General features: G+C 47.0%; 13 protein-coding genes. 7 read left to right on the forward strand and 6 right to left on the reverse strand.

Features of this window, described 5'->3' with window-relative positions:
• Nucleotides 1–7 precede the first annotated feature (7 nt).
• Nucleotides 8–1,240, forward strand: coding sequence for an MFS transporter (locus L6H70_RS03935; protein ID WP_236329967.1), 1,233 nt, complete (start codon nucleotides 8–10; stop codon nucleotides 1,238–1,240).
• A gap of 88 nt (nucleotides 1,241–1,328) precedes the next feature.
• Complete coding sequence (locus L6H70_RS03940; protein ID WP_236329968.1) at nucleotides 1,329–1,676, forward strand: VOC family protein; 348 nt, start codon at nucleotides 1,329–1,331, stop codon at nucleotides 1,674–1,676.
• Nucleotides 1,677–1,733: 57 nt separating this feature from the next.
• On the opposite strand, the gene L6H70_RS03945 is transcribed toward L6H70_RS03940, so the two are convergent.
• The 3 genes from L6H70_RS03945 to L6H70_RS03955 are packed head-to-tail and all read right to left on the reverse strand — an operon-like array spanning nucleotide 1,734 to nucleotide 4,599.
• A complete protein-coding gene (locus tag L6H70_RS03945) occupies nucleotides 1,734–2,429 on the reverse strand; it encodes a LutC/YkgG family protein (protein ID WP_236329970.1) in 696 nt (231 codons plus the stop codon).
• Complete coding sequence (locus L6H70_RS03950; protein ID WP_236329972.1) at nucleotides 2,426–3,853, reverse strand: LutB/LldF family L-lactate oxidation iron-sulfur protein; 1,428 nt, start codon at nucleotides 3,851–3,853, stop codon at nucleotides 2,426–2,428. Before L6H70_RS03950 ends, L6H70_RS03945 begins: the two co-directional genes overlap by 4 nt.
• Entirely contained in the window at nucleotides 3,850–4,599 is a 750-nt protein-coding gene (locus L6H70_RS03955) for a (Fe-S)-binding protein (RefSeq protein WP_236329974.1), read from the reverse strand. The genes L6H70_RS03950 and L6H70_RS03955 overlap by 4 nt, the downstream gene beginning before the upstream one ends.
• 165 nt (nucleotides 4,600–4,764) lie before the next feature.
• On the opposite strand from L6H70_RS03955, the gene aldA reads away from it, so the two are divergent.
• The gene (aldA, locus tag L6H70_RS03960) at nucleotides 4,765–6,210 is read left to right on the forward strand and encodes an aldehyde dehydrogenase (RefSeq protein ID WP_279306725.1); all 1,446 of its coding nucleotides are present in this window, start codon (nucleotides 4,765–4,767) and stop codon (nucleotides 6,208–6,210) included.
• Nucleotides 6,211–6,312: 102 nt separating this feature from the next.
• Here aldA and L6H70_RS03965 read toward each other — a convergent pair whose 3' ends face one another.
• Entirely contained in the window at nucleotides 6,313–6,729 is a 417-nt protein-coding gene (locus L6H70_RS03965; protein ID WP_236329976.1) for a GNAT family N-acetyltransferase, read from the reverse strand.
• 110 nt (nucleotides 6,730–6,839) lie between these two features.
• On the opposite strand from L6H70_RS03965, the gene L6H70_RS03970 reads away from it, so the two are divergent.
• On the forward strand, nucleotides 6,840–7,787 hold the full coding sequence (locus L6H70_RS03970; protein WP_236329979.1) for a glycerophosphodiester phosphodiesterase: 948 nt from the start codon (nucleotides 6,840–6,842) through the stop codon (nucleotides 7,785–7,787).
• A gap of 93 nt (nucleotides 7,788–7,880) precedes the next feature.
• Here L6H70_RS03970 and L6H70_RS03975 read toward each other — a convergent pair whose 3' ends face one another.
• A complete protein-coding gene (locus L6H70_RS03975) occupies nucleotides 7,881–9,056 on the reverse strand; it encodes a serine hydrolase domain-containing protein (RefSeq protein ID WP_236329982.1) in 1,176 nt (391 codons plus the stop codon).
• Nucleotides 9,057–9,215: 159 nt separating this feature from the next.
• On the opposite strand from L6H70_RS03975, the gene L6H70_RS03980 reads away from it, so the two are divergent.
• From L6H70_RS03980 to gshAB, 3 genes are all read left to right on the forward strand, one after another.
• Complete coding sequence (locus tag L6H70_RS03980) at nucleotides 9,216–9,347, forward strand: DUF6254 family protein (protein WP_236329984.1); 132 nt, start codon at nucleotides 9,216–9,218, stop codon at nucleotides 9,345–9,347.
• Between the two features lie 126 nt (nucleotides 9,348–9,473).
• Nucleotides 9,474–9,782, forward strand: a complete 309-nt coding sequence (locus L6H70_RS03985) for an ArsR/SmtB family transcription factor (RefSeq protein WP_206104849.1) — start codon at nucleotides 9,474–9,476, stop codon at nucleotides 9,780–9,782.
• A 92-nt stretch (nucleotides 9,783–9,874) separates the two neighbouring features.
• A complete protein-coding gene (gene gshAB / locus L6H70_RS03990; protein WP_236329986.1) occupies nucleotides 9,875–12,184 on the forward strand; it encodes a bifunctional glutamate--cysteine ligase GshA/glutathione synthetase GshB in 2,310 nt (769 codons plus the stop codon).
• Here the strand turns inward: gshAB and L6H70_RS03995 are convergent.
• Complete coding sequence (locus L6H70_RS03995; protein ID WP_236329988.1) at nucleotides 12,161–13,114, reverse strand: helix-turn-helix transcriptional regulator; 954 nt, start codon at nucleotides 13,112–13,114, stop codon at nucleotides 12,161–12,163. The genes gshAB and L6H70_RS03995 overlap by 24 nt on opposite strands.
• Nucleotides 13,115–13,170: the final 56 nt, after the last annotated feature.

Raw genomic sequence — 13,170 nt, forward strand, 5'->3', positions numbered from 1 at the left:
CACGGATATGAACCAGACTGTAGACCTACAGCAGTATAATAAAAACTATTCTTTGATGACGGTCATTTTGTTCTGGTGCGGGTTAGTTATTCTGACCAGTATGTATATTACGATTCCGCTCGCGAATGTATTTACCCAGGCGTTCCAGATTAGCGCGGCTCAGGCGGCTTGGATTGGGAGTTCGTTCTCCCTCTGCTATGCGTTGGGCTGTCTGCTCTACGGGCCATTCTCCGACCGCTACGGACGTAAAGTATTTCTGGTAGCTGGTATAATCGGGTTAACGGTCGTTACCATTGCGATAGGTTTTGTGGATAGTTATTACGGGCTTATTGTGCTCAGAGGCGTGCAAGGTTTGGTGGCCGCCGCCTTTGCGCCTATTTCACTTGTATATGCAGGAGAGATGTTCCCGCCTCACAAAAGGCTTACCGCTGTTGGTTTTATTAGCTCAGGACTACTAATGGCAGGGATCGTTGGCCAGGTATTTAGCGGAATCGTTCACGATGCTCTCGGCTGGCGGGCTATTTTTTACATATTAGGGATTCTATACGGGATTACTGCAGTAATCGTCATCGGCTTTCTCCCGAAAGACGAGCTGCACCGGCCGAAAGAAAATGTGCTGCTGAAGTTTAGGCAAATGACAAGCTTGCTGAAACAAACCCAGCTGCTGGCGGCCTTTTCTATAACCTTTGTGCTGCTATTAACTCTTGTCGGCATGTATACCGTCTTGGGAGATTATTTAAGTTCAACTAAGTTCGGACTCTCTGCGCAGGAGATCCTGTATGTCCGGGCAATCGGAATTGCGGGAATGCTAGTAGCACCTTTCTCAGGTCGGATCGCGCAAAAGCTGGGGATGACAGCTGTGCTACGGGGCGGATTGGCTTTGTCTGCAATCGGGCTGCTTACGCTGGGTTTAGTGCCGAATCTGGTGTTAATTGTCCTCATGAGCGTTGTATTCGTGGCGGGTATCGCGCTGGTAACTCCCGTTATTATCTCCACTGTCAGTCAGCTAGGCGGGAATGCAAGAGGTGCTGCGATCTCATTCAATGCATTTATTCTCTTTCTTGGTGCCAGTACAGGGCCGATTATAGCCTTGAGATTATTAAAGACTGAGAACTATCCGCTGTCCTTCAGCGTGTTAGGCGGTATTATTACATTAGGCTTTGCCGTATCGCTGTTTCTTAAATTATCTTCTAAGGCACCTGGCAAAAAGGAACGTGCTGCATCTGTACAGGCGGAGTAATTCCTGCCGAAGGAACTTCCCTTTAAGTATCGAATATCTAATTAAACCGGAATGCTACAAAATTTGCTGGCAGGGAGGAGCAGATACGATGATACTAGGTTTTGGAGGCATTTTTTGGAGAACGAAGAATCTGGAAGCTATAAAAAAATGGTATAGCGAAGTGCTGCAACTTGAGATAGGAGATTGGAATGGGACTGTGATCCAACCCCAATCGGGAAATGAGACGATCTTCTCTTTTTTCACCGAGAATGACAGTTACTTTCCAACCGGACAACAGGTGATGCTAAACTTCCAGGTGAACGATCTGAACGAGACCCTTAAGCATCTTGAACAGCTTGGTGTACCACTTGCAAAGCAAAAAGAGGAAAGTGAATATGGAAAGTTTGTTTGGATCGAAGACCCTGACGGCCGGCTGATTGAGCTTTGGGAGAAGTAACTGGAAAAGAAGACCGGAATGTCCGGTCTTCTTTTTTTATGCGCTCTAAAAAATATTCTATATGAGAACATAGGTGGCGCTCAAAGGTCCATGCACCCCGACAACGAGCTTCATCTCAATATCAGCTGAATTAGACGGGCCGGAGATGAGATTTATCGATGAGCCCAGCGGTTCACCGGCCTGAACCCGCCTGTTCAGGGCTGCTGCCGCCTGTGTGGAGCGAAGCACGATCCGCTCCTTTTCGATTACCGCAATATAATGAGCAGGCAGAAAATGAAGGGAGCGTCCCTGATCCGGGCGGCTCTCCACAACAATTGTCCCTGATTCGGCAAGAGCATAATCAGCAAAAATAACCGCTGTGTTCGCCGATTCAGCTCGCATAATATTCAGCTCTCTTCCTGCAGCTTCCTCCCACGCGAATGAACCCGGGAACTTAAGTCCGTAAGCGGCAAACCGGGGATCGCCGGAAGTCATTACGCTTCCTCCGCCATTAGCTTCAATCAGATCATCGAGTGTCCTCTGCAGAATCTCCGGCTTCGACTCAATGACCTGAGTGTGGATGAAAAAGCACTGCTCCTTAAGAATGTCTATCAGATCGTCTTGAGTTAGACTGCCATAGCTGTCCGGGAGCAAACTTTGAATATCCGGCAGCTGAACCTCGTGCCTGCGTTCCCGTCCCAGCTTGGAGGCAATCGTGTTCAGAAAGGATTCCTTATTATTCCCTGATGTATGATGATTCCCTGAGACTGTCATTCGCCCGACTCTCCTTTACGTTTGTCCAGCCAGGCCCTGAAGCTGTCCTGCTGCTTGACGGGTTGGCTAAGATCGCGCGCGCCAATCCAACCTTGGATCAATTCCGGCCCTCTGACAATTCGGCCATGCTTACTCATCAGCCGGCTGGCCGGATGCGCAAACCGCAGTGTTTTACCGAATAGAGCAGGGGAGGACAGCAGCCGTCCCGCCGCCTTCATCTGGAATCTTTCCATGGAACCGGTCCGGTTCTCCTTAACGATGTTCTGCCGGTGCAGAATTAGCTGTTCATGCAACGGAATTCGGACCGGGCAGACATCCGTACAAGCCGCACACAAGCTGGAGGCAAAAGGGAGCTCTTTATAGTCATCGTATCCGCCAAGCAGCGGCGTGATGACGGCACCAATCGGCCCCGGATAGATGGACCCGTAGGCATGACCGCCGATATGGCGGTAGACCGGACAGACATTCAGGCAAGCCCCGCAGCGTATACATTGTAAAGCTTCATTGAATTCGCTGCCGAGAATGTCTGAGCGGCCGTTGTCTACGACAACCAGATGGAATTCTTCAGGGCCGTCCGTGTCACCGGCTACGGAGGGTCCCATTACGGTAATGTAGCTTGTTAACTTTTGTCCAACGGCACTGCGGCAGAGGAGATTATCCAGTACCTCCATTTCCGCAAGTGTAGGTACAATCCGCTCCATGCCCATCACGGCGATATGCGTTTTGGGGATGGCCGCTGTCAGATCGCCGTTGCCTTCATTAGTCACCAGGTTAATTGCCCCCAGGTTGGCGACAGCAAAGTTGCAGCCTGTGATTCCGACCTCAGCCTCCAGAAATTTCTGCCGCAGGACCTTCCGGGCAAACCGGGCAAGCTTCTCAGGACTTTCATCATCTGTATATCCAAGCTTCTCCGTAAACACCCGCTGAATTTGCCGCCGGTCTTTATGCAGTGCAGGAGCCACAATATGTGATGGCGGATCCCAATCATCCATTTGCAGGATATATTCACCTAGATCAGTCTCAATCAGCTCACAGCCGGCTTCAATCAGTACATGGTTCAGCTCAATTTCCTCTGTGACCATGGATTTGGATTTAACGATTTTTTTAGCCTTTTTCTGTACGATAACATCCCGAATATAGCTGCTGGCTTCTTCTTTGGTCGCTGCAAAATAAATATGGCCGCCTTTTTTCTCAATGTTTCCCGCGAGCTGCTCCAGATAATAATCCAGGTTCTGCAGGGTATGCTGACGGATTTGCTGGCCTGCGGTCCGCCACTGCTCCCAATCTCCGAGCGCGGTAGCCGCGGACAAACGCCTGGTCTTGAGACTGTCCTGCGCTGAACCTACGGCATTTCGCATAAATGAATCCCCGAGTCCGTCTGTAGTCCGTTCGCTGAAATCACGTTTATCCGTTTGCAGGCTCAAGTCTGGCTTCCTCCTTTGGCAATCACAGGATTTCGATGGTTCAGCACTTCCGCAATATGCATAATTTTCACAGGTTCTCCCTTACGGGACAGACGGCCGCCGATATTCAGCAGACAGCCCATATCTGCGCTGATCAGAATATCCGCTCCGGTGTCCAGGACACAGCTGCTTTTTTCATCAACCATCTGCTCGGAAATATCCGGCATCTTCACCGAAAAGGTCCCGCCAAACCCGCAGCAGTTATCGCTGTTCTTGAGCGGCTCCATGTGCAGCCCTTTTACATGCTCCAGCAGTTGAAAAGGGGTTTCCTTCTCACCCAGCAGTCTGGTCATATGACAGGAACGGTGGTAGGTAGCGGTCCCGTCAAGGCTTGCACCCACATCCGTGATGCCGAGTACTTTTACAATGAACTGTGTGAATTCATAAGACTTTTCTTTTAAAGTAATCGCTTTCAATTCCCAGTCCGGATCCCCCTTGAAGATCTTCGGATATTCATGAAACATAGCGACGCAGGAGCCGGAGGGACCTACGACATAATCGGAGCTCTCAAAAGCAAGCATCATATTCTTCATCGCAAGCTTGGAATCTTCAAGATAGCCGCTGTTGTAGGTCGGTTGACCGCAGCAGACCTGCGAAGCCGGATAATCGATTTCACAGCCCAGCCGCTCGAGAACCTCTACCATTGCGATCCCGACCTTCGGGGTCATGAGGTCTACTAAACAAGTGGAAAAAATACTGACTTTCACTCCTTATCCCTCCAATCGAAATAACCCTAACCATAGCTTAACTCAACAAGTCAATAAAAAACAACACAAAAACAAATAAAAAATGTGAATCTTATTGACAATAAATATTGATAGCGTTTACACTATTGGTGGGAAATGGAACAATCACCTTGAGGGGGAGAAACAGTGACCAAACATTTGATGTACATCGATGGCCAATTTACCGAAGCAGAAGGCAAAGAGTGGATGGAAGTAACGAATCCTGCAACAGATGAAGTGATCTCACAGGTTCCCAAGGCTACTAGGAATGATGTCATTCGAGCCATCAATGCTGCAGAAGAAGCCCAATCTGCCTGGGAGGAGACACCTGCGGTTGAACGCGGGAAGTATCTGCATGCCATAGCAGACGGGATTCGTGCAGAGGCGGACAACATCGCCAGACTGATCTCCGAGGAAGTGGGCAAGACACTGGAATTATCTACCGTAGAGGTTAATTTTACAGCGGATTATATGGATTATATGGCTGAATGGGCACGACGTTATGAAGGGGAAATCGTTCAGAGTGACCGCGATAACGAGAACATCTTTGTATTTAAACGCGCAATCGGGGTAACTACAGGTATTCTGCCCTGGAATTTCCCGTTCTTTCTGATTGCCCGGAAGATGGCTCCAGCCCTGATCACCGGAAATACGATTGTCGTCAAGCCAAGTGCAGAATCCCCGAATAATGCTGTGGCTTTTAGCAAAATTGTTGACGCAGCAGGGCTGCCCAATGGGGTATTCAATCTTGTCACTGGCAGGGGAGCTGAGGTGGGCAATGAGCTGGCCAGCAATCCAAAGGTCGGAATGGTCAGCCTTACAGGCAGCGTGCCGGCCGGGCAAAAGGTGATGGAAGCTGCTGCTGAGAACATCATCAAGGTTAGTCTTGAGCTAGGCGGTAAGGCTCCAGCCATTGTAATGGACGATGCCGATCTGGATCTTGCCATCAAGGCTATTGTAGATTCACGGGTAATCAACACGGGACAGGTCTGCAACTGTGCGGAGCGCGTCTATGTGCATGAGAAGATCAAGGATGAATTCACGGCCCGTCTGGTTGAGGCCATGAAGGCAGTGAAATACGGTGATCCGTTAAAAGATAAAGATATCCACATGGGGCCGCTGATCAACAAGGCCGCACAGGATTCCGTCCAGCAAAAGGTAGACCGGGCAGTTGAAGAAGGTGCAAAAATCCTCCTCGGCGGTAAAAAGGTAGAGGGAGCAGGCAGCTTTTTTGAACCGACGGTTATCTCAGAAGCTACGAATGACATGGAGATCGTACAAGAGGAAATCTTCGGGCCCGTGATTCCGGTAATTACTTTCTCCACTTTGGATGAAGCCATTGCGCTCGCCAATGACAGCGAATTCGGCTTGACCTCTTCTTTATATACGCAAAATCTTAATGTCGCGATGAAGGTCATCAAACGCCTGAAATACGGTGAAACCTATATTAACCGCGAGAACTTTGAAGCGATGCAGGGATTCCATGCCGGCTGGCGGAAATCCGGCATCGGCGGAGCGGATGGTAAACATGGATTGAATGAATACCTGCAGACGCATGTAGTCTATCTGCAGTATGACAAATCAGTAAACTAAAGGAATAGTGTAACGCAATTATTAGATGATCATAATAATAAGTAAGAAGCTCCCGGGCTGCCCGGGAGCTTTTATGATTGTTGGCACCTAACTGCAAACGGATTATAGGTTTTTCTTCAGATAATACTTAGTATGACCCTGGAGCGGGCAATCCTTGATCTCCCCGAAAATTTCGTAGCCTTGCTTCTGATAAAAATGCGGCGCCTGCCAGCTCATCGTTGTCAATTCACTCACTTTACAGCCGCGCAGCCGGGCTCTGGCTTCCAGCTCCTGCAGAAGTTCACCGCCCAGACCCTTACCTCTGTATTCCGGGTCCACTGCCAGCAGGTGCACATTTAATATATTCCAGACTATGTCCCCGGTGATACCACCAATGAATGTACCTTTCTCGTAAGCTGCCAGAGAGAGCTCTTCGCGTTCATACGGCGGAATGCTGTGATCCGCACGCTGGCTGTGCTCTTCCAGTAATCTCGAGATTTCCCGCTGATTGTGCTGATGGTCCAGCTCTACTATTTCCAACATATGTCCTCCTTATGTCCAAACTATGATAAGTATAATAGCAAGGATGAATTGTTCCAACTTAATGAAACCTGTGGATTTTAATTAGGCCAACTGTTAGTATAATATTCATGTCATTAAGGATAGAGAAGAATGAGGGTAACGGAATGATGAAGGTGTTCAGGCACAAAGCGTATTTTACCGGAATACATGTATTGCTGTTTGTTTCTTTGTTAACAATACTATACGCCTATTCCCCGACGATTCGGGTGAAGGTGAAAGAAATTATGGATCCTGCAGATAAAGTCTACACGATAGCCCACCGCGGGGCGTCCGGATATGCTCCGGAGAACACCATCCCTGCCTTCGAGCTGGCGGCCGAGATGAAGGCAGATATTATTGAGATCGATATCCACTTGACCAAGGATGGGATTCCGGTCGTGATTCATGATGATACCGTTAACCGCACGACTAATGGCAAAGGCTATGTAAAAAACATGACCTTAGAGCAGCTGGAGCGGTTAGATGCAGGAACCTGGTTCAACGAGGCCTACCCGATGTTTGCCCGGGACAAATATGCTGGTACTACCATTCCCACGCTTGATCAGGTATTTGAAACGTTCGGCAAAGAGATCAAATACATTCTGGAGATCAAGGATTCTGCACCAAGCCCTGGTATCGAAACCCTAATCAATGAATCCATTCAGAAATATGATCTGGAGGATGTGGTAGCCATTCATTCCTTCAGCGCAGGCAGTTTACGCAAATTCCACAAAATAAATCCGGACATTCCGTTATATCAGCTGGTCTGGTATGATTACAACGCAGAAAGAGTCTCAGAAACTTATCTGAAAGAGATAAAATCATATGCAGTTGGAATTAGTCCGAATTTTCAGGGGATCAGTTCGGCATATGTAGCACAGGTTAAGAATTTCGGGCTCAAGGTAATGCCCTATACAGTAAATTACCAGCTCAACATGGATAAAGCCTATTCCTGGGGCGTGGATGGGGTATATACCAATTTTCCTGACCGTCTGCTTGAAGTCATAGACACCAACAGAGATAATGCCCAGTGGTAAAGCAATGGGGCCAGAAGAAGGCTGTAGCTTATATATTTAAAAGAGGTCCATTTCTTGTTCTTTCTCCGGAACAAGAAATGGACCCTTTTTGTCTTACAGCGTGCTGAACACGATGTTGCGAAGCTTGCGGGTAACGGCCATCGTGCCGGCATCCTTTTTCTGAACCATGAACAGTACGGTCAGCGCGTCTGCCGGACTGTTGGTGAAATAGGCCCCAAGCCAGCCGTCCCAGCCGTATTCACCGCGGCTGCCGAGACAGCCGGCTTTCCCTGGCTCAGTCATGATGCGCATCTGGTTACCATAACTATGGCCGCATAAGGAATGCCACGTATCGAAGCCTTTTTGCTGCCAGCTGCTTAAAGAAGCCGACGTCATATATTGAACCGTTCTAGGCTTCAATAAAGTCGCACCGTTTAGGGTGCCTTGATTCATCAGCATTGTCGTAAATTTGGCCGCATCATCAATCGTAGATGCAAGGCCTGCTCCGCCTGACTCAAACAACGGTTCCCGGTCCATCTGATGGCCGATGCCTAGATGACTTTCCGCGTATAGCTTAAGCCCGCCTTCGCCGTCATCCTGATAGGTGTTCACAAGGCGCGCTCTTTTATCTTCAGGCAGCCAGAAGCCGGTATCCTGCATTCCCAGCGGGCCGAAAATTTCTTTCTGCAAAAATTGGCCGTAGCGCATGCCGCTAACCGCTTCCACAATTGCGCCAAGAACGTCAGCCGACGTTCCGTATTGCCAGTACGAACCCGGGTCGAACGAAAGGGGGCCTTGGCCCAGGCGGTTAGCGAATTCCATGGTGCTCATCGCGTTATCCGTGTTCAAACGGCTGCTTAGTTCCTGGAACAATGCGTCTGTATGCTGCCCGGCTTTGTCCGTTCCGCCGTATACCAAACCAGAGGTCATGTTCAGTAAATCGTGTATGCAGACCTCCCGGCTGGCTGGCACCAGTTCACCGTTTTTCTCAACCAGGGGGTTCTTGAACCCCGGAATATAGCGGCTTACCGGATCGAACAGATCGATCTCTCCACGCTCGAGCAGCATCATGACGGAAGTGGCGGTGACCGGTTTCGTCATCGAATATAAACGATAAATCGAATCCCTTGCGATAGGGCGTCCTGACTCTATGTCAGCCATCCCATCCTCATGGTAAAAAACTTCACTCCCGTCCTTGATCACCATATAATTCGCACCGGCGATTTCCTTGTTTTCGATGCTCGCTTTCAGCGTCTTTTTCAATTGGTTGGTTATGTTTGGCTCCAGCATGTGGCCTAAGTCTCCTTCTCAAATACAATTTTCTATAGAAAATAGTAAACGCTTTTTTAGCGGTTGTATAGTGCCGCATCATTTTATGAATGAACGCAGCCCAGGAATGACATCCTAAGGAAGTAGTATACAACTCAGTTCCCCGAGGAGGATTCTTGTATGACTCACCAGTTAAAAAGAAGAGAAGCTGCCTGGAAGTCACGAAAGCAAGAACAGCATCCCCATGGTAAAATCAAATCGCTCAAGACCTTGTCCAGCGAATATGATGAGAAGCATACTACTACTTTGTAAGGAAGAAGGGCTGCCTGGGCATTTGCCGGCAGTCCTTCTTCACTTCATTCAAAAATACTTTGACGAATCTCATGACTTGGCGTACTATAAACGCATCAAATAAATTTGATTTGATGAGGTTAATCTATGGATACAGAACAACAATCACGGCTTTTTACGAATTACGAACAAAAGTTCAAGGCGCTGGCCGATCAGAAGCGTTTAGCGATTTTACTCGAAATTAATAAACATTCTGAAGTCTGTGTGTGTGACCTGGAGGGAATTGTAGATCTTCCGCAATCTAAGCTGTCCTATCACCTTAAGCTGTTATTTGATGCAGATTTAATTAAATGCCGCAGAGAAGGCCGCTGGAATTATTACAGTATCAATGAGAAGGTTATGAAGTATCTTTTGCCGGACGACGTATGTTGTGTCTTTTACCCGCCGACTACATAAAGCGCGGGTAAAAATTTACTCTATCCATCAAAATAATTTGATGGATAGAGGCGGATAAGAACAATCTAGACGATTAAGAAAGAAGGTATACGATGGTGAAGCTAAACCCTGATTTTTTGAACTACATAATCGACAACAAGTTAAGTCAAGACATTCTAAAAGGACAGTTCGGCCTTGAAAAAGAGAACACCCGGGTCGATAAGCGGGGTAATCTTGCATTAACACCTCACCCGAAAGCCTTTGGCTCAAAAATGGATAACCCTTATATCAAAACGGATTTTTCGGAAAGCCAAGTGGAGATGATCACCCCCGTCTTTCATACCATCGAGGAGACCTATCATTTCCTGGATGCACTGCAGGATATCGTGACGCTGGAGTTGGGCGATGAGTATTTGTGGACCAGCAGTAATCCACCGGCGCTGCCGCATGAAGAGGATATTCCTGTTGCCCGGATGAATGACCCCTTAGAAGATGCTTATAGAGAAAAGCTGGCCAGAAAGTATGGCAAAAAGAAGCAGCTGCTCAGCGGAATCCACTTTAATTTTTCGTTCGATGAGGGTTTTCTGCAAAAGCTATATGATGCTTCACAAAGTCAAGGTGGCTTTAAGTCATTCAAAGACGGAGTTTATTTAAAAGTCGCACGGAATATTCTGAAATACCGCTGGTTACTGATTTATTTGACAGGCGCCAGTCCTGTATTTAATAAATCCTATGTAGAACAATGTGTTTCCTTAAGCAATCAGTTGGATGACGAGAGTCACTTCTTTCCCAATATGAGTTCACTTCGCAATAGTGTGTGCGGTTACCGGAATGAAAAACCTTTGTACGTTTCTTTTCATTCTATAGATGAATATGTGCGCGATTTGAGGAATTTGGTTCTTTCTGAGGAATTGCTGAGTACAAAAGAGTTTTATAGCCCCATCCGATTGAAGCCGGCTAAAGGGGATCATCCACTTCAGGAGCTTCAGGATCACGGGGTAGCTTACATAGAACTACGGATGTTTGATTTAAACCCGCTTTATAAGAACGGAATTGGCCTACAGACCTTGAAGTTTGTGCATTTATTTCTTGTCTATCTGCTGCTGAAGCAAGATGAACCCTTTAACCAACAAGAACAGCAGCAAGCGGATGTACATGTGGACGTACTTCTAATGACCGGACTCCAGGGTGAACTGCGGGATAAGGGCTTATCAATCCTTGATGAAATGAAAAAAATGATAAAATCACTGCAGCCTGACGACCAGGCGATGATCCAGTATCTGGATGAGCAAAAAAACATTCTTATGAACCCGGAGCTTAGTTACGCCTCTGTCATTAAAGCAGAAATACAGTCTTCATCCTATTTGGATTATCACCTGGACAGAGCGAAGCAATATGCAGAGGAAAGCTCCAAGGCCGGATACAAGTTAGCAGGCTACGAAGATTTAGAATTATCGACTCAGCTTTTACTAAAAGCTGCTGTTAAGCGCGGAATCCGGTTTGAGCTCATTGATCGAGATGATAACTTTGTTGTCCTTACAAAGGGAGACCATAAGGAATACGTTAAACAGGCAACAAAAACCGCCTTGGATTCCTATAGCACGGTCCTGATCATGGAAAATAAGATTGTTACCAAGGAAGTTCTGAAGCAGCATGGAATTCGGGTTCCGGCCGGAAAGGCTTATCGAAGCCCGCAGGAGGCAATACTGGATTATGAGCTGTACCGAGAAAGTAAAATAGTAATTAAACCGAAATCAACCAATTTTGGGCTGGGGATCACCATATTCACCCACAGCTTTACAGAAGAAGATTATCAGCAAGCGGTTGAAATGGCCTTTGCTCATGACCGGACGATCTTACTTGAGGAGTATATATCCGGAAAGGAATACCGCTTCCTGGTGATGGGGGATGAGGTTGTCGGAATACTGCATAGAGTACCCGCCAATGTTATTGGAGATGGAATTCATACGATTGAACAACTGATTGCCCGGAAAAACAAAGATCCCCTCCGAGGCAAAGGATACAGAACTCCGCTAGAACGGATTCAATTAGGCGAAGCCGAAAAGCTGTTTTTGAAAAATCAGTTCCTGAACCCCTCCGATATCCCGGGAACAGGTGAAATGATTTATTTAAGAGAAAACTCAAACATCAGCACGGGCGGGGACAGTATCGATTATACAGACGATATTCCAGAGAGCTATAAACAAATAGCGATCCGTGCGGCCAAAGCTGCAGGAGCCACCTTTTGCGGAGTGGATATGATGATCGGGAACATTCAAAAGGAAGCAAATAACGACAATTATAGTATTATCGAAATCAATTTTAACCCGGCGATTCATATTCATTGTTATCCTTATCAGGGAATGAATCGAAGAGCAGACGATAAGATTCTGGATTTATTATTCGGTCCCATACAAGCGTAATCTCTGTTGTAAACCTACTAAGAGTTCTTCCGGCATTTCTCTAACCTTAATATCCTCGCCCAGGAACAGCAGCCAGCTGGTTATCTCAGTCAATTCATCCGGCTTATTAACATGGATAAAAGTCTTTAGAATCGCTGTGGTTTGGTACGGATTCGTATAGGATAGGGAAACTTTAAAAGGATGGTATTTCTTAAACTGGGCAATGGCTTTTGGTCCGAGCTCCAGAATAAGATTGATTGCTTCTTCCTGCTTACTAAGTTTCTCTAAAATCTTTTTTTTGCTTACTCTTTTCTTCTCCGGGTAGGGAATGACATCAGTAAGTTGGTCAACTGAATAGATTTCTTTCTTTTCATCCTTCAGGTTAAAGGCTTCAATCAGCCAGAGGCTTTTTTCACGGTAGAGGTGCAGGAGATAAATAGGATAGGTTTCTTCCTTAATGCTAATCAATAAATAGCTGTCCAATAGAAGGATCTGGATCAGTTTTTCCAGCATGGGATGCGGCAGATCCGACAGATCCAGCAGGTCCGGATTCCTCGGATTGGTTCCTTCAAATAGCAGAATCTGATTTAGAAGAAACAGGTCTTCCTGCTGATTTTCTGAAATGAGGCCCAGTAACTTCTCCGTTAAAGACTGGCGGCTCTGAAGATAGGGGAGTTGCAGATTTCTTGTAGCCATAAAGGCAATGAATAGAGCTTTGACCTCATTGCCGGTAAAACGGACCACGGGAAGGACCGAGTTGCGCATGACAGAGTATCCGCCATCTCTTCCGACTTCTGCAACAAGCGGCATGCCCAAGGCCTCAATTTCCCTAATATCTCGAATGGCGGTCGAACGGGAGATGTTAAATTCACGCATGATTTCAGAAATAGTAAAGTGGGCACGGTTGTTGATATACCGCATGATGATATTAATCCGCTCAACTTTTTTCATAGGGGCTCCTAAACAGTATCCTTATTTGACATGATTTAAGGCTATCATATAACTAT

It is taken from the genome of Paenibacillus auburnensis, from assembly GCF_927798115.1.
Lineage (GTDB): Bacteria > Bacillota > Bacilli > Paenibacillales > Paenibacillaceae > Paenibacillus_AQ > Paenibacillus_AQ auburnensis.